Raw genomic sequence first — 24,107 nt, 5'->3', positions numbered from 1 at the left:
TCGGCGGCGGGTTGTCTTGTGAGTTTGGGGCGCTGTTCAGGATTTCAAGGGCTCATCGATTTTGAAGTGAGCACGCGCAGTGGCAATCGGTTCGCTTTCGGTACTTTGCCAGGCAGTGATCGCGACGTTGGCGACGCGTCGGCCCTGGCGGCAGACCTGACACTTGGCCCAGGTGTCGCGAAACTGCCCGGCACGCAGGTAATCGAGGGAAAAATCGATAATCTTCGGCACGCCCGGTGCGCCGGTGAAGATCAACAGATGCAGGGCGGCAGCCAGCTCCATGAACCCGGCAATCACCCCGCCGTGAATCGCCGGCAACAAAGGGTTACCAATGTTGTCCTTGTTCGCAGGGAGTTTGAACAGTAATTCATCGCCGACGCGTGAGCATTCGATGCCGATCAGCCCGGCGTAGGGAATCAACTGCAACAGCGGCGCGTAGTCGCCCTGAGCGTGAGCCTGCTGCAACTGATGTTTCAGGTCGTCGCTCATTGCCCTTCTCCCTTGATCGCACCGCCAAAGCCTTTGGTGCCTTTGAGGCCCTTGCCCATGCGCATGAACGTACCGACCACATGGGCGATCGGCCGCTCGGGATCGTCCTGATAGGCGAAACCGCGAGCGAAGATCACGTCGGTGGTCACCCGGTAGCACTGAGCAAAGCCATACACATCTTTATCGGGTTCGGCGGCATGCATGTAGTCGATGCGCAGGTCGAGCGTCGGGCAGACCTCGAATTCCGGCAAAACGCACAGTGTGGACATTCCGCAGGCGGTGTCCATCAACGAGGTGATTGCGCCGCCGTGAATAACCCCGGTCTGTGGATTACCTACAATTTTCGTGCTGTACGGAAGGATCACCGTAAGCCCTTCGCTGGACGCGCTGTACACGCGCAATCCGAGCACCTGACAGTGTCGCAGCGCGGAGAGAAACCGCGTCGCGCGCTCAAAAACGGGGTTTTCGGCCATATGATAACTACTCTCGTTAGAGCCTTTTGCCAGTAGTAAGCAATACAGCAAAAGTTCCGTGTAAAAACAAACTTATATATCTGAAAGAAATGAGGAACTTAACCCTCAGCACCAAGCTCTTAAGGCCAGTAGTTATTTTCCATAAGGAGAAACACCCCATGCGTAAGACTTTAGCTATTGCCTTGATGTTGACCGCTTCCCTCGGTCTCGCTGCCTGCGATAAAAAATCCGAGGACAAAGCTCAAGATGCCAACCAACATGCTGAACAAGCTCAGCAAGACATGAACAAAGCTCAGGATAAAGTGAACGACGCTGCGAAAGAAAACGCCGAAGCTGCCAAAGCTCAGGCTGAATCGAACGCTGCTGCACAAGAAGAAGCTGCCAAGAAGCAATAATTCGCTTTTTGCTGCAGAAAAAAGAAAACCCGCCAAGTGCGGGTTTTCTTTTGCCTGTCATTTAGTGACAAGGTCGCCTTAGAGCAAGACCGTTCTAAAAGTCGGACTAATCATCAGTAACAGCGAGCACAGTAAGCCAACTACCCAAACCAGGCTGCGCAGCTTGGGCTGGTCGGCCAGATAGAGCCACAAGTAGAGGATCCGCGCGATAACAAAAACGATTGCCAACGTATCGATCAGCCATCCTGCCGTCTGAGTGGTGTGCGCCATCAATACACCGACCGCGAACAACATGAACGCTTCAATCGTATTCTGATGCGCAGCCAGTGCCCGCGCGCCGTAGCCAGTCAATTGCGCTTGTTGCTGGCGCGGCAAGTGGTTGTTGTAACCGCCCTGCTCTTTCATCGCCTTGCCCACCGGCATACGCGCGATGTAAATCAACAGCGCAGTGATAAACACACACCAGAACGGAATACTCATCAAGCGACCTCTTTGTTTGTCTCGGGAATGGGGGCTTCTGTAGGGGTATAGACCATGACATCGAGAACGTCGGAATGAAACTCGCGGCGGTACAAGACCAATACCACACCGGCGCTCATCAGCATGAACAACCATGGGCTGACGAACCACGCGAGCATGGTCATGCCGAAGTAGTATGAGCGCAGCCCGAAGTTGAACTGGTTGGCCGCCATCGAAATCACTCGCGCCGCCCGCGCAGCGAACGCCTTGCGCTCCTGTTCGGAAACATGTCGCTCACCGATCATTGGCGCCGAGCCGACCAAAACCGCCGCAAAATTGTACTGACGCATGCACCAGCTAAAGGTGAAGAAGGCATAGACGAACACCATCGCCAGACACAACAACTTGATTTCCGACATGCCCTGCGACGCCTGTTGCACCATCGGAATATCGGCCAGCAGCGACACTGCCCGCTCAGATGCGCCAAGCACAGTGAGAATACCGGCGAGGATGATCAACGTGCTGGAGGCGAAGAACGAAGCGTTGCGCTCAAGATTACCGATCACGCTGGCGTCGGCGATGCGGTTGTCACGCAGGAGCATACGGCGCATCCAGTCTTCGCGGTACAGGTGCAGCACGCTGGCCAGACACGCTGTATCGCGGCCCTTCCAGGAGGCATAACGGGTGTAACCGCCCCAGCAGATGACAAACCAGACAGCGGCGAGCAGGTGGATCAGGTTGGCTTGGATGAACGACATGCAATTCCTTGTGATGAGGAGCGGTAAATCGGAACGCCGCCCGGAGCAGGCTCGCTCCCACATTAAGATTTCGGCAACCCTTCGACGTTAGCCTAGGGAAAAAGACACTGCCTGACGCGCATAAAAAATGCCCCGTATCGATTGATACGGGGCATTTCTGTTTAACCGTTGAAGACCCGCTTTTGGCGGGTCAGACAACGTCAGGCAACGGCTTCGCTGCGCTTGCCCAGCAGGCGATCGCAAACCACTGCAACCACCAGGGTCATCACGCATGGCACCAGCCATGCCAGGCCCTGCTCGCTCAGTGGCAGGTGCGACAACTGCGATGGCATCCAGCCGGCCAGACCGGCGCCTTTCAGCGCGTCGATGGTGCCGAACACGAACGACACCAGCATCACCGGACCGAGAATGCGGCCGTGCTCATGCCAGAAGTCTTTGCAGAAGCTCAGTGCCACCAGCACGATGCACGGCGGATAAATCGCAGTCAGCACCGGAATCGAGAAAGCAATCAGCTTGGTCAGGCCCAGGTTGGACACCAGAAGCGAGAACGCCGCCAGAATGATCACCAGAGTCTTGTAGGACAGTGGCAGCACACGGCTGAAGTATTCGGCACAGGCGCAAGTCAGACCGACCGCCGTCACCAGACACGCCAGCGAGATCAGTACCGCGAGGAAACCGCTGCCCAGCGAACCGAAGGTGTGTTGCACATACGCGTGCAGTACCGCCGCGCCGTTGGTCGCGCCCACGGCCACTTCGTGGCTGCCGGAACCGAGGCGGAACAGGCTGACATACACCAGCGCCAGACCGACACCGGCAATCAGCCCGGCGATGATCGCGTAACGGGTGATCAGCGCCGGCGACTCGACGCCACGGGAGCGGATCGCATTAACGATAACGATGCCGAACACCAGTGCACCCAGGGTATCCATGGTCAGGTAACCATTGATAAAGCCTTGGGAGAACGGTGCCGCCACGTATTCCGGCGTGCCTTGGCCGATGTCACCTGCCGGCAAGGCGAATGCAGCGATGCCGAGAACTGCCAGTGCGATGATTTTCAGCGGCGCGAGGAAACGGCCGACAGTGTCCAGCAAACGCCCAGGGTAGAGCGAGATGAAGAACACCAGCAGGAAGTACACCGAGCTGTAGAGGAACAGTGCCAGCGGGCTTTCGCCGGTCAGCGGCGCCAAGCCTACTTCAAAGGATACGGTCGCGGTACGCGGGGTGGCGAACAACGGGCCGACCGCCAGGTAGCACGCTGCCGCCAGAATGCCGCCAGCAATCTTGCCGATCGGGCTGCTTAGCGCATCCATCGCCCCACCGACCTTGGCCAGTGCAACGACAGTGATCACCGGCAACCCCACCGCAGTGATCAGGAAGCCCAGCGCGGCCATCCAGACGTGAGGTCCGGCCTGCAAGCCCACGATAGGCGGGAAAATGATGTTGCCAGCCCCAACGAACAGGGCAAACGTCATAAAGCCAAGTGCCAGGATGTCCTGACCTTTCAAAACTTTCATTAAGGTAATACCACACTACTGAATCGGAATTTAGAGGGGGATTGCCCTGTGTAATTAGGGAAATGCTGTCGATCCGTATGGGACTGACCCTTAAAGCGCGTTGCATGCCTTGTGGGCGGCAGACGCAAAAATGGCTGCTAGCCTAACGAATTTGGCGTGTAAACGCACTGTTAGAGGGCGAACTATCCGATACGCGACGTTTCCGTGTCGCGTTTTTGCATGTAATTGGGTAGATGTCTATAAATCGCCTTCGCGAGCAAGCTCGCTCCCACATGGGAATGCGTACAAATGTGGGAGCGAGCTTGCTCGCGAAGGCGATATCACTGATGACGCAGGTGCCAGAAACGACAAAGGCCACCCGAAGGTGGCCTTTGTTTGGTAAAGCGTCAGCTAAGCGGGAGGCTTACTTGACAGCCCAACCAGTCAGCTCGGCCAGGGCCTTGCCGATGTCTGCCAGCGAACGCACGGTTTTAACGCCTGCGTCTTGCAGCGCAGCGAATTTCTCGTCTGCAGTGCCTTTGCCGCCAGAGATGATTGCGCCAGCATGGCCCATGCGCTTGCCCGGAGGAGCAGTCACACCAGCGATGTAGGAAACAACCGGCTTGGTCACGTGTGCCTTGATGTAGGCAGCCGCTTCTTCTTCAGCCGAACCGCCGATCTCGCCGATCATTACGATCGCTTCGGTCTTCGGGTCTTCCTGGAACAGCTTCAGGATGTCGATGAAGTTCGAACCCGGGATCGGGTCACCACCGATGCCGACGCAAGTCGACTGACCGAAACCGGCGTCAGTAGTTTGCTTGACAGCTTCGTAGGTCAGGGTGCCGGAACGCGAAACGATACCGACCTTGCCTGGCAAGTGAATGTGACCTGGCATGATGCCGATCTTGCACTCGCCCGGAGTGATAACGCCTGGGCAGTTAGGGCCGATCAGGACTACACCCAGCTCGTCGCACTTAACTTTAGCGTCCAGCATGTCCAGGGTAGGAATGCCTTCGGTGATGCAAACGATCAGCTTGATGCCGCCGAATGCTGCTTCCAGGATCGAATCTTTGCAGAAAGGAGCCGGAACGTAGATCACGGAAGCGGTAGCGCCAGTGGCTTCTACTGCGTCTTTGACGGTGTTGAACACTGGCAGACCCAGGTGCTCGGTGCCGCCTTTGCCAGGAGTAACGCCACCAACCATTTTGGTGCCGTATTCGATGGCTTGCTGGGTGTGGAAACTACCTTGCGAACCGGTAATACCCTGGCAGATAACTTTGGTGTCTTTATTGATCAGGACGCTCATTATTTGCCCTCCGCAGCTTTGACAACTTGTTGAGCAGCGTCGGTCAGGCTGGTAGCAGCGATGATGTTCAAACCGCTTTCTGCCAGTACTTTAGCGCCCAGCTCAGCGTTGTTGCCTTCAAGGCGAACAACAACCGGGATTTTCACGCCGACTTCTTTCACAGCGCCGATGATGCCTTCGGCAATCATGTCGCAGCGAACGATGCCGCCGAAGATGTTGACCAGTACTGCAGCGACGTTGGTGTCGGACAGGATGATCTTGAACGCTTCAGTTACGCGTTCTTTGGTAGCGCCACCACCTACGTCGAGGAAGTTGGCTGGCTTGCCGCCATGCAGGTTGACGATGTCCATGGTACCCATGGCCAGGCCAGCACCGTTGACCATGCAGCCGATGTTGCCTTCCAGTGCCACGTAGTTCAGTTCGAACTTGGCAGCGTGCGCTTCGCGCGGATCGTCTTGCGACGGATCGTGGAAAGTCTTCAGCTTAGGCTGACGGTACATGGCGTTAGCGTCGATGTTGATCTTGGCGTCCAGGCAGTGCAGATCGCCGTCAGCCTTGATCACCAGCGGGTTCACTTCCAGCAGAGCCAGGTCGTGATCCTTGAACAGCTTGGCCAGACCTACGAAGATCTTGGCGAACTGAGCAACCTGCTTGCCTTCCAGACCCAGCTGGAATGCCAGCTCGCGACCCTGGAATGGCTGAGCGCCAACCAGTGGATCGATAGTGGCCTTGAGAATTTTTTCTGGAGTGTCGTGAGCGATTTTCTCGATGTCCACGCCACCTTCGGTGGAAGCCATGAACACGATGCGACGGCTCGAACGGTCAACGACAGCGCCCAGGTACAGCTCTTTAGCGATATCAGTGCACGATTCAACCAGGATCTTGGTGACTGGCTGGCCATTGGCGTCAGTCTGGTAAGTCACCAGACGCTTGCCCAGCCACTGCTGTGCGAAGGCTTTGGCGTCTTCTTTGCTGCGAACCAGCTTGACGCCGCCCGCTTTACCGCGACCACCGGCGTGGACCTGGGCTTTGACAACCCACTCGCTGCCGCCGATTTTGTCGCAAGCTTCTGCTGCTGCTTCCGGGGTGTCTACTGCGTAACCAGTGGAAACTGGCAGGCCGTATTCAGCGAACAGCTGCTTACCCTGATACTCGTGAAGATTCATGCTTTTTACCGTCTTCGTTAGGTACTGCGCATTCGGCGCTGCGCTCATTTGAGTGCCGCGCCACCTGTGACTGCTGCTTGCGTAGCTGGGCTACGCAAGACTGCGTCCAGCGGACATTCCGCGGTGAGACTTGCTCGCAAGGCTCACGACGGGCCGTTACCGCCGTGGTTTCTTATTGTCTGTTAACGCTTCTTGCGGTTGGCAATGTGGATGGCGCCGCCATTCACAGCCAGAGCAGCTTCGTGCAAGGCTTCAGACAGGGTCGGATGGGAGAAAACCATCATGCCCAGGTCTTCAGCGCTGGTGCCGAATTCCATACCGATCGCGCCCTGCTGAACCAGTTCTGCAGCGCTCGGGCCAATCACGTGCACGCCCAATACGCGGTCAGTCTTGGCATCAGCGATGACCTTGACGAAACCACCGGTATCGTTGGCGGCCATGGCACGGCCGGAAGCGGCGAACGGGAAGGTGCCGACGTTAACTTCAACGCCTTCAGCTTTCAAGGCCTGCTCGGTTTTGCCAACCCACGCGATTTCCGGGTGAGTATAAATAACCGAAGGGATCAGATCATAGTTCATCTGGGCTTTGTGGCCCTTGATGCGCTCGACAACCATGATGCCTTCTTCCGAAGCCTTGTGCGCCAGCATCATGCCGCGAACCACGTCACCGATGGCGAAGACGCCCGGTACGGTGGTCGCGCAGTGATCGTCAACGTGCACGAAACCGCGCTCGTCGAGGGTCACGCCGCTGTCGGAAGCCAGCAGATCAGTGGTCACCGGACGGCGACCAACGGCTACGATCAGCTTGTCGAAAGTGATGGTCTGTTCGCCGTTGGCATCGGTGTAGTTCACAACGACTTCGTCGCCATTCACTTTCGAGCCGGTTACGCGAGCGCCCAGTTTGATGTCCAGACCTTGTTTGGTCAGGGTTTTCAGTGCTTCCTTGGAAACAGCGGTGTCCGCTGCCATCAGGAAAGTGTCCAGTGCTTCCAGGACAACCACTTCAGAACCCAGACGCGACCACACCGAACCCAGTTCCAGACCGATCACGCCAGCGCCGATCACGCCCAGACGCTTAGGTACGGTCTGGAATTCCAGTGCGCCAGTCGAATCAACGATGACTTTCTGATCAACCGGAGCCGGTGGAATGTCGATCGGACGCGAACCTGGAGCCAGGATGACGTTTTCAGCTTCGATGACTTCAACCGAGCCGTCTGGCTTGGTGACTTCGACTTTCTTGCCAGCCAGCAGTTTGCCGTGGCCCTGGATCGAAGTAACGCCGTTGGCCTTGAACAGGGTGGCAACGCCGCCGGTCAGGTTCTTGACGATGCCAGCCTTGCGGCCAACCATCGCAGCGACGTCCATTTTGACTTCGCCAGTCGAGATACCGTGAACGTTGAAGCTTTCTTTCGCTTCCTTGTATTTCCAGGAGCTGTCGAGCAGTGCCTTGGAAGGAATGCAGCCCACGTTCAGGCAGGTGCCGCCCAGGGCTTGCTTGCCTTCAGCGTCGGTGTACTTCTCGATGCAGGCAGTGGTCAGACCCAGCTGCGCCGCCTTGATGGCAGCCACGTAGCCACCAGGGCCAGCACCGATCACTACTACGTCAAATTTCTGCGACATTCAAAAAATCCTCTTTAGCAATAAAGCTACAAGCCGCAAGCAACAAGCTTCAAGCCCACCCCGCTCGCTTTGAGCTTGTGGCTTGAAACTTGAAGCTTGCCGCTGTTTTTTAGATATCCAGCAACAGACGAGCCGGATCTTCCAGCAGGTTCTTGATGGTCACCAGGAAGGTCACAGCTTCTTTGCCATCGATCAGACGGTGATCGTAGGACAGTGCCAGGTACATCATCGGACGGATAACGACCTGACCGTTGATGGCCATAGGACGCTGGATGATGTTGTGCATGCCCAGAATCGCTGCCTGCGGCGGGTTGACGATCGGGGTCGACATCATCGAACCGAAGGTACCACCGTTGGTGATGGTGAAGGTACCACCGGTCATCTCGTCCATCGACAGTTTGCCGTCACGGGCTTTTTTGCCGAATGTTGCGATGCCGCCTTCGATTTCAGCCAGGCTCATCAGCTCGGCGTTACGCAGAACCGGAACAACCAGGCCACGGTCGCTGGAAACGGCAACGCCGATGTCCGCGTAGCCGTGGTAAACGATGTCGCCGCCGTCGATCGACGCGTTGACCGCCGGGAAGCGTTTCAGCGCTTCGGTAGCCGCTTTCACGAAGAACGACATGAAGCCCAGGCGTACGCCGTTGTGGGACTTCTCGAACAGATCCTTGTACTTCGAACGCAGGGCCATGACTTCAGTCATGTCGACTTCGTTGAAAGTGGTCAGCATCGCCATGTTCGACTGTGCTTCAACCAGACGCTTGGCCACGGTGGCACGAACGCGGGTCATCGGTACGCGCTTCTCGATGCGGTCGCCAGCGGCGAACACAGGAGCGGCGGCCGAAGGAGCAGCAGCCTTGGCAGGCGCGGCAGCCGGAGCGGCTTTCTTGGCAGCAACAGCAGCAACCACGTCTTCCTTGGTCACACGACCGCCTTTGCCGGTGCCGGCAACGGAAGCGATGTTGATGCCGTTCTCTTCAGCCAGTTTGCGCGCAGCAGGAGCAGCAACAGGATCGTCTTCGCCTTCGGCAGCAGCCGGTGCAGCGGCAGCAGCGGCCGGAGCAGCAGCGGCGGCTGGAGCAGCGGCAGCAGCGCCGCCCGCTTCGATGGAGCCCAGCACTTCGTCGGACAGAACGGTGTCGCCTTCGTTCTTGACGATTGCGCCCAGCACGCCATCAGCGGTAGCCAGAACTTCCAGTACGACTTTGTCAGTTTCGATGTCGACGATCAGGTCGTCACGCTTGACGGCGTCGCCCGGTTGCTTGTGCCAGGTGGCAACGGTGCCATCGGCAACCGATTCCGGGAAAGTGGGGGCTTTGATCTCGATAGCCATTATCTGTGGTTCCTTAAATTCGGTTTCAGGTGCGCGAAGGCGTTAAATGGTAAACGCGTCTTGCAGGAGTTTTTCCTGCTGCTCGGCGTGCATCGATGCGTAACCACAAGCTGGGGCAGCAGAAGCCTCACGGCCCGCGTACTCAAGTACGAGAGACTTGTCGAGGTTGCCGATGCTGCGACGCAAGTGGTGCTGGCTGCAGTACCAGGCGCCCTGGTTCATCGGCTCTTCCTGACACCAAACGGCATTTTTGACGTTGGTGTATGGAGCCAGGACTTCTTTCAAGTCGTCCTCAGGGAATGGATACAGCTGCTCGATACGCACGATGGCGATATCTTCACGGCCTTCGGCACGGCGTTTTTCCAGCAGGTCGTAGTAGACCTTGCCGCTACACAGAACAACGCGCTCGACCTTTTTCGGGTCCAGAGCATCGATTTCCGGGATCACGGTCTGGAACGAACCTTCGGCCAGATCTTCCAGGGTCGAGATGGCCAGCTTGTGGCGCAGCAGCGACTTTGGAGTCAGCACGATCAACGGCTTGCGCAGCGGACGAATCACCTGACGACGCAGCAAGTGGTAGATCTGTGCTGGCGTGGTCGGTACGGCGACCTGAATGTTGTGCTCGGCGCACAGTTGCAGGTAACGCTCAAGACGTGCCGAACTGTGCTCAGGGCCCTGACCTTCGTAACCGTGTGGCAGCAACATGGTCAGACCGCAGAGACGGCCCCACTTGTGCTCGCCGCTGGTGATGAACTGGTCAATTACAACCTGTGCACCGTTGGCGAAGTCGCCGAACTGGGCTTCCCAGATCACCAGCGCATCCGGCGTGGTGGTCGAGTAACCGTATTCGAAGGCCAGTACCGCTTCTTCCGACAGGAACGAGTCGTACAGGTCAAAGCGTGGCTGACCGTCGTACAGGTGCTGCAGCGGAATGTAGGTACCCGCATCTTTCTGGTTGTGCAGAACAGCGTGACGGTGCGAGAACGTACCGCGGCCGATGTCCTGACCGGTCATGCGGATCGGGTGACCTTCGAACGCCAGGGTCGCGTATGCCATGGTTTCGGCGTAACCCCAGTTGATCGGCAGGCCGCCGGCTTGCATCTTCTGACGGTCTTCGTAGATCTTCGCGACCTGACGCTGAACCACGAAGCCTTCCGGAATTTCCAGCAGCTTGGCGGACAGTTCTTGCAGGGTCTTCAGATCAAAGCGGGTGTCGTGACGCGCAGTCCAGGCGTGGCCCAGATACGGACGCCAGTCCACGAACAGCTCTTTGTTCGGCTCTTTGACCAGCGATTTCACGACGTGCAGACCGTTGTCCAGCGCGTTGCGGTATTCGTCGACTTTCGCCTGAACACGCTCTGCGTCGAGCACACCGCCCTGGGTCAGACGATCAGCGTACAGCTCACGGGTGGTGCGCTGTTTGGTGATCTGCTGATACATCAGAGGCTGAGTACCGCTTGGCTCGTCGGCCTCGTTGTGGCCGCGACGACGGTAGCAGACCAGGTCGATCACCACGTCACGCTTGAACTGCATGCGGTAGTCGATGGCCAACTGGGTCACGAACAACACGGCTTCCGGATCATCACCATTCACATGGAGGATCGGCGCCTGGATCATCTTGGCAACGTCGGTGGCGTACTCGGTAGAACGCGAGTCCAGCGGGTTGCTGATGGTGAAACCAACCTGGTTGTTGATCACGATGTGCACGGTACCGCCGGTCTTGAAACCGCGGGTCTGCGACATCTGGAAGGTTTCCATGACCACGCCCTGACCTGCGAATGCAGCGTCACCGTGGATGGAGATCGGTAGAACCTTTTCACCGGTCGGGTCGTTACGACGATCCTGACGGGCACGAACCGAACCTTCGACCACCGGGGAAACGATTTCCAGGTGGGACGGGTTGAACGCCATGGCCAGGTGAACTTCACCGCCGGCGGTCATCACGTTGGACGAGAAGCCCTGGTGGTATTTAACGTCACCGGAACCCAGCTCGACCTTCTTCTTGCCTTCAAACTCGTCGAACAGCTCGCGCGGGTTCTTGCCGAAGGTATTGACCAGCACGTTCAGACGGCCACGGTGGGCCATGCCGATGACGACTTCCTTGGTGCCGTAGGAACCGGAACGCTGGATCAGTTCGTCGAGCATCGGAATCAGGCTTTCGCCGCCTTCCAGACCGAAACGCTTGGTACCCGGGTATTTGGTGCCCAGGTATTTCTCCAGGCCTTCACCGGCAGTCACGCGCTCAAGCAAGTGGCTCTTGATGTCGGCGGAGTACGTCGGACGGCCACGCACGCTTTCCAGACGCTGCTGGAACCACTGGCGCTGCTCGGAATCGGTGATGTGCGTAAATTCAGCGCCGATGGTGCGGCAATATGTCTGCTGCAACGCTTCGTGAATTTCGCGTAGGCTCGCTTCCTCTTTGCCGATGAACAGGTCGCCGGCACGGAAGGTCGTATCAAGATCGGCATTGGTCAAGCCGTAATGATTGATCGACAGGTCTGCAGGTGCAGGACGCTGCCACAGCCCCAGCGGGTCAAGCTGGGCTGCCTGGTGGCCACGCATACGGTAGGCCTGGATCAATCGCAGCACTTCAACTTGCTTCTTCTCGTGCTCACTGCTCACGCTGCCGGCGGAAACCGGTTGGGCGCGGCGCTGGTTCTTTGCCAGCAGCACGAAATGATCGCGAATTGTGGAGTGCGAAACATCAGTGGCAGAGTTGCCGTCGGCAGGCAACTTCTGAAAGTAGGTGCGCCACTCTTCTGGCACAGCGTTAGGGTCGTGCAGGTAGAGCTCATAAAGCTCTTCCACATAGGCAGCGTTTCCACCTGAAAGGTAGGCGCTGTTCCACATGCGCTGCATCACGCTTTCTTGCATGCTTGGTCACCCTCGGTTAGGGGAACACCATCGATGTCGACACCGAGCAAACTTGCAGAAGTCCGAATGCAGCGACTAAAACAAGCCACTTAGGATCACACTGATAGTCCGGGTACCAGCCCGGATGCCCCTGCTTGTCTCATTTCTTCAAAATAAGAGCCGCAGCTTATGGCTACTGCTCTGGTTATAGCCATGACGCGGGTTGAAGCCCGCGCCACAGCCTCTACGGTGCAGCGGTTACAGCAGCTGAATCACACGCCGCTCGAAAGCAGCATGTTACGGATGTGACCGATGGCCTTAGTCGGGTTCAGGCCTTTCGGACATACGTTGACGCAGTTCATGATGCCCCGGCAGCGGAAGACGCTGAACGGGTCATCGAGCGAAGCCAGACGCTCGTTGGTCTTGGTGTCACGGCTGTCTGCCAGGAAGCGATAAGCTTGCAGCAGTGCAGCTGGACCCAGGAACTTGTCCGGGTTCCACCAGAAGGAAGGGCAAGAGGTCGAGCAGCAAGCGCACAGGATGCACTCGTACAGACCGTCGAGCTTTTCGCGCTCTTCTGGCGACTGCAGACGCTCGATGGCCGGAGCCGGCGTGTCGTTCTGCAGGTAAGGCTTCACCTTTTCGTATTGCTTGTAGAAGATGCTCATATCGACGACCAGGTCACGGATAACCGGCAAACCTGGCAGTGGACGAACAACCAACTTGTTACCTTTTACAACCGCAGACAGCGGCGTGATGCACGCCAGACCGTTCTTGCCGTTGATGTTCATGCCGTCGGAACCACAAACGCCTTCACGGCAAGAGCGACGATAGGAGAAACCTTCGTCCTGCTCTTTGATCAGGGCCAGTACGTCCAGCACCATCAGATCTTTACCACCGGTATCGATCTGGAATTCCTGCATGAACGGCGCGGCGTCCTGATCAGGGTTGTAACGATAAACGCTGACTTGCAACATGGCGGCCACCCTTAATAAGTCCGAATCTTAGGTTCAAAAGTCGGAACAGTCTTCGGCGAGAAGTTCACGGCACGCTTGGTGACGCGCTTGTCACCCGGGAAGTACAGGGTGTGGCACAGCCAGTTTTCGTCGTCACGGTCTTCGAAGTCTTCACGGGCGTGAGCACCGCGCGACTCTTTGCGGACTTCAGCGGCGATGGCGGTAGCTTCAGCCACTTCCAGCAGGTTTTGCAGTTCCAGCGCTTCGATACGGGCAGTGTTGAACGCCTGCGACTTATCATTGATCTTCACGTTGGCGATGCGGGTACGCAGATCAGCAAGCTGAGCGATACCTTTCTGCATGTATTCGCCAGTACGGAATACACCGAAGTAGTTCTGCATGCAGTTCTGCAGCTCGCGACGCAGGGTTGCCACGTCTTCACCGTCGGTACGGCTGTTCAGCGCGTTCAGACGCGACAGGGCAGCTTCGATGTCGGCTTCGGTAGCGTCGTCGTATTCGATGCCGTCGGTCAGGGCTTTTTCCAGATGCAGGCCGGCAGCGCGGCCGAATACCACCAGGTCGAGCAGCGAGTTGCCGCCCAGACGGTTGGCACCGTGAACCGATACGCAAGCCACTTCGCCCACAGCGAACAGACCAGGGATGATCTTGTCGACGCCTTCAGCGTCCTGGGTGATCGCCTGACCATGAATGTTGGTGGCAACGCCGCCCATCATATAGTGGCAAGTCGGAACAACCGGAACCGGAGCAACAACCGGGTCAACGTGAGCGAAAGTCTTCGACAGTTCGCAGATGCCTGGCAGACGGCTGTGCAGCACTTCCTCGCCCAGGTGGTCGAGTTTGAGCAGTACGTGGTCGCCATTCGGACCGCAACCGTTACCAGCGATGATTTCTTTAACCATCGAGCGAGCAACCACGTCACGACCGGCAAGGTCTTTGGCGTTCGGAGCATAACGCTCCATGAAACGCTCGCCGTGCTTGTTGATCAGGTAACCACCTTCACCACGGCAACCTTCGGTAACCAGTACACCGGCGCCGGCGATGCCGGTCGGGTGGAACTGCCACATTTCGATGTCTTGTACCGGCACGCCAGCACGCAGAGCCATGCCGACGCCGTCACCGGTGTTGATCAGGGCGTTGGTGGTGGAAGCGTAGATACGACCTGCACCGCCGGTAGCCAATACGGTGGCCTTGGCGCGGATGTAGGTGGTTTCGCCGGTTTCGATGCAGATCGCGATCACACCGACGAAGTCGCCTTCCTGGTTTTTCACCAGATCGACAGCGTAGTACTCGTTCAGGAACGTGGTACCGGCTTTCAGGTTGCCCTGATAAAGGGTGTGCAGCAGCGCGTGACCGGTACGGTCGGAAGCGGCGCACGTACGGGCAGCCTGCCCGCCTTTGCCGTAGTCCTTGGACTGACCACCGAACGGACGCTGGTAGATACGGCCCTGTTCGGTACGCGAGAACGGCATGCCCATGTGGTCCAGCTCATAAACAGCAGCCGGGCCTTCCTGACACATGTATTCGATAGCGTCCTGGTCACCGATGTAGTCGGAACCCTTGACGGTATCGTACATGTGCCAGCGCCAGTCATCATTCGGGTCAGCGGACGCGATTGCGCACGTGATGCCGCCCTGAGCGGATACAGTGTGCGAACGGGTCGGGAAAACCTTGGTGATTACGGCAGTCTTGTGACCGCCCTGTGCCAGTTGCAGCGCAGCGCGCATGCCGGCACCGCCACCACCAATAATGATGGCGTCGAAAGAAATCGTTGGAATGTTAGCCATGACTCAGATACCCCAGAGAATCTGCACACCCCAGACGAAGTAAGCGAACATTGCAACGCCGCATACTGCCTGGAAAAGGAAACGTACTGCAGTCGCGGACTTGCCCAGCGCCATTGGCGTCAGGTAGTCGGTCGCGATGGTCCACATGCCGACCCAGGCGTGAGCGCCAAGGGCAACGAGGGCCAGCAGACTGAAGATACGCATCCCGTTGTGAGCGAACAGGCCGTGCCACTGGTCGTAGCCAATGCCCGGATTCGCTGCAAGGTATCCGATCAGGAAGATGAAATAAGCCGCGAGAACAACCGCAGACACACGTTGCGCCATCCAGTCATAGAGGCCCGAACGCGAAAGGTTCGTAACGCTGGTTACCATATCCAAACTCCTGCCAGAACGATCAGCACCACGGAAACGGCGATGATAATTTTCGAGCCCAGGCGGCCGCCTTCCAGCGTCTCACCGATGCCCATGTCCATGATCAAGTGGCGCACACCGGCTACCAGGTGATACAGCAGAGCGGACAGGAGGCCCCATGCTACGAACTTGGCCAGCGGACTGGTCAAGCATGCCTTCACCTCGGCAAAACCTTCCTCGGAACCCAGAGATTTGCCCAATGCATAAAGCATGAAGCCGATACCCAGGAAGAGGATGATGCCGGAAACACGGTGAAGAAACGACGTAACGCCGGTAATGGGGAGTTTGATGGTCCTTAGGTCTAGGTTTACAGGTCGTTGGCTTTTCACGGCTTTTTTTTCACACTGAAGAGCCCCTAACAATCAGGGCAAAGTTGTTGGGGAGTGCACTGGTCAGGTAACCACCACCCAGGGATGCGACCCCCAACAAAGCTGGCCCAAAAGCCCTTGGCGGTCGGTGGCCGAGTATAGACAGTTAGGTTACTAATGACAACGCAATCACCTACCCCCAATAGCTGATTGCACAAGTCGTATAAAAGGCGTAAATGGCAGGCAATTTCGAGGAAAAAGTGCGCTTAAAGCCTTCTGGAGCAAGACTTTAGGCAAATTGACATTCGAATTTATCTCACTATAGTGGTGCGGGCCCTGCGTGGGGGGTCTGTCTGATGGTTCAAGCATAAATAGGAGGCCACATGGCTGACAAAAAAGCGCAGTTGATCATCGAGGGCGCAGCCCCCGTCGAGCTGCCCATTTTAACCGGCACCGTTGGTCCCGATGTAATTGATGTTCGGGGCCTGACGGCCACGGGCCGCTTCACTTTCGACCCGGGTTTCATGTCGACCGCCTCGTGCGAATCGAAGATCACCTATATCGACGGCGACAACGGCATTCTGTTGCACCGCGGCTACCCGATCGAACAACTGGCTGAAAAATCGGACTACCTGGAAACCTGCTATCTGTTGCTCAACGGCGAACTGCCGACCGCAGAGCAGAAGGCCCAGTTCGTCAGCACCGTGAAAAACCACACCATGGTTCACGAGCAGCTGAAAACCTTCTTCAACGGTTTCCGTCGCGACGCCCACCCAATGGCCGTCATGTGCGGTGTAGTCGGCGCCCTCTCGGCCTTCTACCACGACTCCCTCGACATCAATAACCCGCAGCATCGCGAAATCTCCGCGATCCGTCTGGTTGCCAAGATGCCGACCCTGGCAGCGATGGTTTACAAGTACTCCATGGGCCAACCCATGATGTACCCGCGCAACGACCTGACGTACGCGGAAAACTTCCTGCACATGATGTTCAACACCCCGTGCGAGATCAAACCGATCAGCCCGGTGCTCGCCAAGGCCATGGACCGGATCTTCATCCTCCACGCCGACCACGAGCAGAACGCTTCGACCTCCACCGTGCGTCTGGCAGGTTCTTCGGGTGCCAACCCGTTCGCCTGTATCGCCGCCGGCATCGCTGCACTGTGGGGCCCTGCCCACGGCGGTGCGAACGAAGCCGTGCTGACCATGCTTGACGAGATTGGCGATGTTTCGAACATCGACAAGTTCATCGCCAAAGCCAAGGACAAGAACGATCCGTTCAAACTGATGGGCTTCGGTCACCGCGTTTACAAGAACCGCGACCCTCGCGCGACTGTCATGAAGCAGACCTGCGACGAAGTACTGAAGGAACTGGGCATCAACAACGATCCGCAACTCGAACTGGCCATGCGCCTGGAAGAGATCGCGCTGACCGACCCGTACTTCATCGAACGCTCGCTGTACCCGAACGTCGACTTCTACTCGGGGATCATCCTCAAGGCGATCGGCATTCCAACCAGCATGTTCACCGTGATTTTCGCGCTGGCACGTACTGTTGGCTGGATCTCCCACTGGAAAGAAATGCTCTCCAGCCCGTACAAGATTGGCCGTCCGCGCCAGCTGTACACCGGCTACGAGTCGCGTGACATCACCAAGCTGGAAGACCGTAAATAAGACCTGTCTTGCGATAACGTCTTAAGTTGTACCGGGAACGGCCTCTATTTATATAGGGGCCGTTTTTGTTTGTTCGGTTTCAGCGGCCTGTGGGCCGACTGGTTTTCGGGGTTTGGGGGCATATCCGTTGCTGCGGGTGTTGCTGATCAGGGTTCCGCCCTTACGGCGGGTCACTTTTTCCAGACGCCGAAAAAGCAACCAAAAAGGCTTGCCCCGGCGTACGGCACTTCGCTGAGGCTCAGTGTTCCCTCGCTACGGTGTCCATCCGGGGGCATCTCCTACGGTTTGCTTCGCTGCACCTCCTCTCGATGAATGCGGCTGCGCCGCACGGCGCTGCGCGCCTAACCCCCGGATGAACACCTACGCTCGGCCTGCCGATGGGGCAAAAGATCAAAAGCCAAAGCCAAAGCCAAAGCAAGATCACAAGCCAGATCAAGAGCCCCTCACCCTAGCCCTCTCCCGGGGGGAGAGGGAACTGACCGAGGTGTTTGGGGGAGGTACGCCGACGTGAAATACCGAGTGGAACTCAGGTTTTGAAAAGCTCGAAAATCGGCCCCCTTTCCCTCGGGAGAGGGCTGGGCGGGCGGCGTTCCGATGAGGGGAAGCACCACCACAAATCCAAAGGCGACCACGCTGTTGCTCCTCACCACTCAACAGGATGAGCGTTAGCTCGGCTGCAGCTCTTGATCTGTAAGGCGACGTCGGAAGGCTGAGTGGAGGGATTGATCCGGGGGCGGGAGCGCAGCGACCGTTTGGCGAAGCCAAACACAGCGAGAGGAGGTGCAGCGAAGCAAACCGGAGACGCTGCGCCCGGATCGATCCCGGAGCGAAGGAACCCCGAGCCCCAGCGAGCGGGCCGCACGTAGGAGCAAGCGTTTTTTTGCTTACTTTTTTTTGGCGCTTGTAAAAAAAGTGAGTCGCCGTAAGGGCGAAACCCTAAGCAGCCGTTACCGCAGCAACGGATATGTACACAGCTCTAGCCGATAACCGCCCAATAAAAATGCCCCGATCTCTCAACCGGGGCATCCAGCACAACATTAAAAAACCATCAAACGATCAATGCGAAACCGCCCCACTCGCCCCCAACCCCGTCTGCGAACGCACAAACTGCGGAAAGAACAGCGCCCGCTCGTTATCCGCAGCCGCCGACTTATCAGTAATCGAGAAGAACCAGATCCCGACAAAGGCAATGATCATCGAAAACAGCGCCGGATACTCGTAAGGGAAGATCGCCTTCTCATGATGCAGGATCTGCACCCAGATGGTCGGCCCAAGCACCATCAAACCAACCGCACTGACCAGCCCCAACCAGCCGCCGATCATCGCACCACGCGTGGTCAGCTTCTTCCAGTACATCGAAAGCAACAGCACCGGGAAGTTACAGCTAGCCGCGATCGAGAACGCCAGACCCACCATGAACGCAATGTTCTGGCTTTCAAACAGGATACCCAAGCCAATCGCCAGAATACCCAGCGCAACCGTGGTGATCTTCGAAACGCGAATCTCATCCTTGTCGTTAGCCTTGCCCTTCTTGATCACACTGGCATACAGATCGTGAGACACCGCCGAAGCGCCGGCCAAGGTCAGACCCGCCACAACCGCCAGAATGGTCGCAAACGCTACAGCCGAGATAAAGCCAAGGAAGATACTGCCGCCCACCGCGTCAGCCAGGTGCACCGCCGCCATGTTGTTGCCGCCAAGCAGAGCGCCCGCTGCATCTTTGAAGGCCGGGTTGGTGCTGACCAGCAGGATCGCGCCGAAGCCGATGATAAACGTCAGGATGTAGAAGTAACCAATGAAGCCAGTTGCGTAAAGCACGCTCTTACGCGCTTCTTTGGCGTCACTCACGGTGAAGAAGCGCATCAGGATGTGCGGCAGGCCCGCAGTACCGAACATCAGCGCCAGACCGAGGGAGAACGCCGAAATCGGATCTTTCACCAGACCGCCCGGGCTCATGATCGCCTCACCTTTCGGGTGAACCTTGATCGCTTCCGAGAACAGCATGTTGAAGTCGAAGTTGACGTGTTTCATCACCATCAGCGCCATGAACGAGGCACCGGACAGCAACAGCACAGCCTTGATGATCTGTACCCAAGTGGTCGCCAGCATGCCGCCGAACAGCACGTACATGCACATCAGGATACCGACCAGAATCACTGCCACGTAGTAATCGAGGCCGAACAACAGCTGGATCAGCTTGCCGGCACCGACCATTTGCGCGATCAGGTAGAACGCCACCACCACCAGCGAGCCGCAGGCGGACAGGGTGCGGATCTGGGTTTGCCCGAGACGGTAGGACGCCACGTCGGCAAAGGTGTATTTACCCAGATTACGCAGGCGCTCGGCGATCAGGAACAGGATGATCGGCCAGCCCACCAGGAAGCCGATCGAGTAGATCAGGCCATCGTAGCCGGAGGTGAACACCAGGGCGGAAATCCCCAGGAAGGACGCCGCCGACATGTAGTCACCGGCAATCGCCAGACCGTTCTGGAAACCGGTGATCTTGCCGCCCGCCGCATAGTAGTCGGCAGCCGACTTGTTACGCTTGGATGCCCAGTAAGTGATGCACAGAGTTGCACCGACGAACACCACGAACATGGCGATCGCGGCGACGTTGAGCGGTTGCTTGTGGACTTCGCCGGTCAGGGCGTCAGCGGCCCAGACGGCAGGCGCGAACGCCGAGATGCTCAGAAGAGCCAGTAGACGCCGGATCATTGCTGAGCCTCCTTGAGAATCGCATTGTTCAGGTCGTCAAACTCGCCATTGGCGCGGCGCACGTAGATACCCGTCAGGACGAAAGCCGAAATAATCAGGCCGACACCGATCGGAATGCCCCAGGTAATCGAAGATTCAGGACTGAGTTTCGCCCCGAGCACTTGTGGCCCGTAAGCGATCAGCAGGATGAATGCGGAGTAAAGCCCGAGCATGATTGCCGAGAGAATCCAGGCGAATCGTTCCCTTTTCTGAACCAGCTCCTTGAATCGGGGACTGTTTTGAATCGAGAGGTAAATGCTGTCGTTCATTGTTTTTATCCTCGCAGCACAGATTATTGTTGGAACATAGCTAATGTATGCGGCTGCGAGCGCGGTAACAGACGACCTTAGTAGTAGAACGCCATGACAAATTCGCCATTTTTCAGCACACACAAAAACCTGTGGGAGCTGGCTTGCCAGCGATGGCGTCGTGTCAGTCAACTGATTAGTCAACTGACCGACCGCTATCGCGGGCAAGCCCGCTCCCACAGGGTTTGCGTTGATCCGAAGCTATTTGCGGTTATTTGGTCCAGTCAGCCACGCGATCCGGGTGCTTGGCGACCCAATCCTTGGCCGCTGCTTCAGGTTTGGCACCGTCCTGAATTGCCAGCATCACTTCGCCGATCTCGTCTTTCGACGCCCACTGGAAGTTCTTCAGGAACTTGGCCACTTCCGGTGCTTTGGTCGCGAGTTCTTTGCTGCCGATGCTGTTCACGGTTTCAGCCGCGCCGTACACGCCTTTCGGGTCGTCGAGGAAGCGCAGTTTCCACTTGGCGAACATCCAGTGCGGCACCCAGCCGGTGACGGCGATGGATTCGTTTTTCTTCTCGGCACGGGTCAGCTCGGCAATCATGCCGGCGCCGGAACTGGCTTTGAGGCTGTATTTGTCGAGGCCATAATCCTTGATCGCCTGATCGGTCTTGAGCATCACGCCTGAACCGGCGTCGATGCCGACGATGCGGTTTTTGAAGGTGTCATCGGTTTTCAGGTCTTCGATCGACTTGGCTTTCACATACTCCGGCACGATCAGGCCGATTTTTGCATCCTTGAAGTTCGGGCCGTAATCGACGACCAGATCCTTGTTTTTCGTCCAGTATTCGCCGTGGGTCACTGGCAGCCAGGCCGAGAGCATGGCGTCGAGTTTGCCGGTGGCTACGCCCTGCCACATGATCCCGGTGGCGACGGCTTGCAGTTTCACGTCGTAGCCGAGTTTCTGCTTGATCACTTCGGCGGCCACGTGGGTGGTCGCGACGCTGTCGGACCAGCCGTCAACGTAACCGATGTTCAGGGTCTGTTTTTCTGCGCTGGCGAAAGTAGAGCTCATCGCAAGCACCAGAGCAGCACTTGCGCCTAAAAGTCGTCGCATCTTCATCGTTACTTCCCCGAAATGCTGCGCCCGACGGATGACGGGCGGCGTCAACGTATTGTTATGGTGCACGGCGCCCCCATCACGCCTGACCGCAAACTCGCTCGAACATCAGCGGAGCACTGATGGTTTCGATCATCAACCTGACGCCCGCAGCGACCTGCTCTGTCAGCGACCTCAAGGCAACGAGAAACGACATCAGAAGGCCATTAATCGCGACTATATAAATGACGCCAAATAATCCGCCCGAACTTTGCATGTCAAAATCATGCGGGCCACCAACCCCTCTATAAATGCAGGTAACATGCGTCGCTTTGCAGCCACTCGGCCTGACCATGCCCGCGACTTCACGCTTTCCCTTTCTGCCTTATCTCTTCGCCTGCCTGCTTGGGCTTTTTGCACTCGGCGGGTTCTGGTACGGCCTCGGCCAACCGGTGATTCTGCCGGACGCCGCAACGCCGACGCACAAGCTGCAATGCGCCTCTTACACACCATTCGATAAAGACCAATCGCCGTTCGACGTGCCGTTCAAGCTACGCCCGGAGCGCATGGACGCTGACCTCGCGCTGCTGGCGACACGCTTCGAGTGCATTCGCACCTATTCGATGACGGGCCTTGAGGCGCTGCCGGACCTGGCGCGCAGACATGGCCTGAAATTGATGATCGGCGCTTGGGTCAACAGCAACCCGGTGGACACCGAGAAAGAAGTCGACCTGCTGATCAAGTCGGCCAATGCCAACCCGGACGTAGTCAGTGCAGTGATCGTCGGTAACGAAGCCTTGCTGCGCAAGGAAGTTACCGGTGCGCAACTGGCGAAGCTGATCAATAAGGTCAAAAGCCAGGTCAAGCAACCGGTCACGTACGCCGATGTCTGGGAGTTCTGGCTCAAGCATCCGGAAGTCGCGCCAGCGGTGGATTTCCTGACCATCCATTTGCTGCCGTACTGGGAAGATGATCCATCGAACATCGACGTCGCCCTGCAACACGTCGCGGATGTGCGCCAAGTATTCGGCAATAAGTTCGCACCGAAAGACGTGATGATCGGTGAAACCGGCTGGCCGAGCGAAGGCCGTCAGCGCGAGACCGCCCTGCCAAGCCGGGTCAACGAGGCCAAATTCATTCGTGGTTTTGTCGCGATGGCCGAGAAAGAAGGCTGGCACTACAACCTGATCGAAGCCTTTGACCAGCCGTGGAAGCGCGGCAGCGAAGGCGCGGTCGGCGGTTACTGGGGGCTGTTCGACGCGGATCGTCAGGACAAGGGTGTGCTGGCCGGACCAGTGACCAACGTGCCTTACTGGAAGGAATGGCTGGCGATCGGTGGTTTGATTTTTCTTGGCACGCTGATGCTCGGCGGTCGCGTTCGCACCACGCGCTCGGCGCTGGTGTTGCCGCTGCTGGGCGCCCTCGCCGCTTGCTCGATTGGCGCCTGGGGTGATCTGGCGCGGGTGACTACGCGATTCGCCAGTGAGTGGCTATGGGTCGGTTTACTGACCGCGTTGAATCTGTTGGTGTTGGCACATGCGGCGCTGACGCTGAGTGCGCGAACTGACTGGCGTCAACGTGCGTTCAATCTGCTGGAGCGTCGCGCCGGCTGGCTGGTCGCGGCGGCAGGTTTTGCCGCAGCGGTGATGATGCTCGAGATGGTCTTCGATCCGCGTTATCGCAGCTTTGCCAGCATGGCGTTCGTGCTGCCGGCGCTGGTGTATCTGTGCCGCCCGGTGAGCGTGCCGCGTCGCGAAATTGCGCTGCTGACGTTTATTGTCGGCGCGGGAATTGCGCCGCAGTTGTATCAGGAAGGGTTGCAGAATCAGCAGGCGTGGGGTTGGGCGTTGGTGAGTGTGTTGATGGTGGCTGCTTTGTGGCGCTGCCTCCGCGTTCGCAAGGCCTGATCTTTAGCGCCTTCCAAGCCCTCATCGCTGGCAAGCCAGCTCCCACAGGATATTGATTGAACACAACATGTGTGTACGACACAAAAACCTGTGGGAGCTGGCTTGCCAGCGATGACTGACTGTCAGACGCTGCGGGACTCGCGGACCAGACGCAACCCGGCAATCACCAGCGCAAACACCGCCAACGTGGTGTTGTACAACGCCAGTGCTGGCGCCCCGAATACCAGCGCCAGCACCGCCAGCCACCACCCTGCCCGCCCCGGCAAGACGAAACTGATCAACGCGGCGCCCAGTGCCGTCCAGCCCAACACCTTGAAGTGAATCATCAAGCCCAGGTTCGACCGCACCTGACATTCCCAGCGACTGGCCTCATCCACGCAGATGCCCACCCACTTTCCGTCCTCCATAAAGCCATAACGCGCGCCATAGCTGGCGGCCAGCCACAACGGCAACAGAACGAGCAGCAGAATCACGGGCAAACGGCGGGACATTTAAACACTCCAATCTTCGGAAATCGGCGGCCAGCTTAATCTGCCACCAGCCGTGTGCAAGAACTAACAACTGTTAACTGTTCATTCGGGGCGTGCAAAGTGTATCGTCCA

General features: G+C 57.7%; 22 protein-coding genes. 3 read left to right on the top strand and 19 right to left on the bottom strand.

Annotated features, from left to right (window positions below; all coding sequences use genetic code 11):
• Positions 1–36: 36 nt before the first annotated feature.
• Complete coding sequence (locus RMV17_RS08360) at positions 37–489, bottom strand: PaaI family thioesterase (protein ID WP_034156244.1); 453 nt, start codon at positions 487–489, stop codon at positions 37–39.
• Positions 486–962, bottom strand: coding sequence for a PaaI family thioesterase (locus tag RMV17_RS08355; RefSeq protein WP_311886238.1), 477 nt, complete (start codon positions 960–962; stop codon positions 486–488). Before RMV17_RS08355 ends, RMV17_RS08360 begins: the two co-directional genes overlap by 4 nt.
• A gap of 158 nt (positions 963–1,120) precedes the next feature.
• Here RMV17_RS08355 and RMV17_RS08350 point away from each other — a divergent pair, with 158 nt between their 5' ends.
• Positions 1,121–1,357 carry a hypothetical protein gene (locus RMV17_RS08350; RefSeq protein WP_007959016.1) on the top strand — a complete coding sequence of 79 codons (237 nt, stop codon included), beginning with the start codon at positions 1,121–1,123 and terminating at the stop codon, positions 1,355–1,357.
• Between the two features lie 78 nt (positions 1,358–1,435).
• Here RMV17_RS08350 and RMV17_RS08345 read toward each other — a convergent pair whose 3' ends face one another.
• The 12 genes from RMV17_RS08345 to sdhC all read right to left on the bottom strand — a co-directional run bounded on the left by RMV17_RS08345 (position 1,436) and on the right by sdhC (position 15,845).
• Entirely contained in the window at positions 1,436–1,837 is a 402-nt protein-coding gene (locus RMV17_RS08345) for an MAPEG family protein (protein ID WP_034156246.1), read from the bottom strand.
• Positions 1,837–2,574 (bottom strand): DUF599 domain-containing protein, encoded by a 738-nt coding sequence (locus RMV17_RS08340; RefSeq protein ID WP_034156247.1) that lies wholly within the window; start codon positions 2,572–2,574, stop codon positions 1,837–1,839. The genes RMV17_RS08345 and RMV17_RS08340 overlap by 1 nt, the downstream gene beginning before the upstream one ends.
• 200 nt (positions 2,575–2,774) lie before the next feature.
• The gene (brnQ, locus tag RMV17_RS08335) at positions 2,775–4,088 is read right to left on the bottom strand and encodes a branched-chain amino acid transport system II carrier protein (RefSeq protein WP_034156248.1); all 1,314 of its coding nucleotides are present in this window, start codon (positions 4,086–4,088) and stop codon (positions 2,775–2,777) included.
• A 403-nt stretch (positions 4,089–4,491) separates the two neighbouring features.
• A complete protein-coding gene (gene sucD / locus RMV17_RS08330; RefSeq protein WP_008082972.1) occupies positions 4,492–5,373 on the bottom strand; it encodes a succinate--CoA ligase subunit alpha in 882 nt (293 codons plus the stop codon).
• Positions 5,373–6,539 carry an ADP-forming succinate--CoA ligase subunit beta gene (sucC, locus tag RMV17_RS08325; RefSeq protein WP_007919879.1) on the bottom strand — a complete coding sequence of 389 codons (1,167 nt, stop codon included), beginning with the start codon at positions 6,537–6,539 and terminating at the stop codon, positions 5,373–5,375. The genes sucD and sucC overlap by 1 nt, the downstream gene beginning before the upstream one ends.
• Before the next feature lie 182 nt (positions 6,540–6,721).
• Positions 6,722–8,158 (bottom strand): dihydrolipoyl dehydrogenase, encoded by a 1,437-nt coding sequence (lpdA, locus tag RMV17_RS08320; RefSeq protein ID WP_034156249.1) that lies wholly within the window; start codon positions 8,156–8,158, stop codon positions 6,722–6,724.
• A 109-nt stretch (positions 8,159–8,267) separates the two neighbouring features.
• Positions 8,268–9,491: a 2-oxoglutarate dehydrogenase complex dihydrolipoyllysine-residue succinyltransferase gene (gene odhB, locus RMV17_RS08315; RefSeq protein WP_077571706.1), complete on the bottom strand. Its 1,224-nt coding sequence runs from the start codon at positions 9,489–9,491 to the stop codon at positions 8,268–8,270.
• Positions 9,492–9,533: 42 nt separating this feature from the next.
• Positions 9,534–12,365 carry a 2-oxoglutarate dehydrogenase E1 component gene (locus tag RMV17_RS08310; protein ID WP_016987865.1) on the bottom strand — a complete coding sequence of 944 codons (2,832 nt, stop codon included), beginning with the start codon at positions 12,363–12,365 and terminating at the stop codon, positions 9,534–9,536.
• Between the two features lie 251 nt (positions 12,366–12,616).
• On the bottom strand, positions 12,617–13,321 hold the full coding sequence (locus RMV17_RS08305) for a succinate dehydrogenase iron-sulfur subunit (protein ID WP_008077942.1): 705 nt from the start codon (positions 13,319–13,321) through the stop codon (positions 12,617–12,619).
• An 11-nt stretch (positions 13,322–13,332) separates the two neighbouring features.
• Entirely contained in the window at positions 13,333–15,105 is a 1,773-nt protein-coding gene (gene sdhA, locus RMV17_RS08300; RefSeq protein WP_008077944.1) for a succinate dehydrogenase flavoprotein subunit, read from the bottom strand.
• 3 nt (positions 15,106–15,108) lie between these two features.
• A complete protein-coding gene (gene sdhD / locus RMV17_RS08295; protein ID WP_007977503.1) occupies positions 15,109–15,477 on the bottom strand; it encodes a succinate dehydrogenase, hydrophobic membrane anchor protein in 369 nt (122 codons plus the stop codon).
• The gene (gene sdhC, locus RMV17_RS08290) at positions 15,471–15,845 is read right to left on the bottom strand and encodes a succinate dehydrogenase, cytochrome b556 subunit (protein WP_034156251.1); all 375 of its coding nucleotides are present in this window, start codon (positions 15,843–15,845) and stop codon (positions 15,471–15,473) included. Before sdhC ends, sdhD begins: the two co-directional genes overlap by 7 nt.
• 362 nt (positions 15,846–16,207) lie before the next feature.
• Here sdhC and gltA point away from each other — a divergent pair, with 362 nt between their 5' ends.
• Entirely contained in the window at positions 16,208–17,497 is a 1,290-nt protein-coding gene (gene gltA / locus RMV17_RS08285; RefSeq protein WP_003222994.1) for a citrate synthase, read from the top strand.
• A gap of 1,056 nt (positions 17,498–18,553) precedes the next feature.
• On the opposite strand, the gene RMV17_RS08280 is transcribed toward gltA, so the two are convergent.
• The 4 genes from RMV17_RS08280 to RMV17_RS08265 all read right to left on the bottom strand — a co-directional run bounded on the left by RMV17_RS08280 (position 18,554) and on the right by RMV17_RS08265 (position 21,875).
• Positions 18,554–20,212, bottom strand: coding sequence for a cation acetate symporter (locus tag RMV17_RS08280; RefSeq protein ID WP_034151548.1), 1,659 nt, complete (start codon positions 20,210–20,212; stop codon positions 18,554–18,556).
• A complete protein-coding gene (locus RMV17_RS08275; protein ID WP_034151547.1) occupies positions 20,209–20,520 on the bottom strand; it encodes a DUF485 domain-containing protein in 312 nt (103 codons plus the stop codon). The genes RMV17_RS08280 and RMV17_RS08275 overlap by 4 nt, the downstream gene beginning before the upstream one ends.
• A gap of 250 nt (positions 20,521–20,770) precedes the next feature.
• Positions 20,771–21,622, bottom strand: a complete 852-nt coding sequence (locus RMV17_RS08270; RefSeq protein ID WP_034151546.1) for a glycine betaine ABC transporter substrate-binding protein — start codon at positions 21,620–21,622, stop codon at positions 20,771–20,773.
• 76 nt (positions 21,623–21,698) lie between these two features.
• The gene (locus RMV17_RS08265; protein ID WP_230669391.1) at positions 21,699–21,875 is read right to left on the bottom strand and encodes a hypothetical protein; all 177 of its coding nucleotides are present in this window, start codon (positions 21,873–21,875) and stop codon (positions 21,699–21,701) included.
• Between the two features lie 34 nt (positions 21,876–21,909).
• On the opposite strand from RMV17_RS08265, the gene RMV17_RS08260 reads away from it, so the two are divergent.
• Complete coding sequence (locus tag RMV17_RS08260) at positions 21,910–23,505, top strand: beta (1-6) glucans synthase (protein ID WP_311886237.1); 1,596 nt, start codon at positions 21,910–21,912, stop codon at positions 23,503–23,505.
• A gap of 122 nt (positions 23,506–23,627) precedes the next feature.
• Here RMV17_RS08260 and RMV17_RS08255 read toward each other — a convergent pair whose 3' ends face one another.
• Positions 23,628–23,996 carry a hypothetical protein gene (locus RMV17_RS08255; RefSeq protein WP_034151544.1) on the bottom strand — a complete coding sequence of 123 codons (369 nt, stop codon included), beginning with the start codon at positions 23,994–23,996 and terminating at the stop codon, positions 23,628–23,630.
• Between the last annotated feature and the right edge of the window lie 111 nt (positions 23,997–24,107).

Origin of the sequence: Pseudomonas sp. VD-NE ins (assembly GCF_031882575.1) — a bacterium.
Classification (GTDB): domain Bacteria; phylum Pseudomonadota; class Gammaproteobacteria; order Pseudomonadales; family Pseudomonadaceae; genus Aquipseudomonas; species Aquipseudomonas fluorescens_BZ.
Note: the sequence above shows the minus strand (reverse complement) of the source record. Positions and strands in the feature narration are given on the sequence as shown.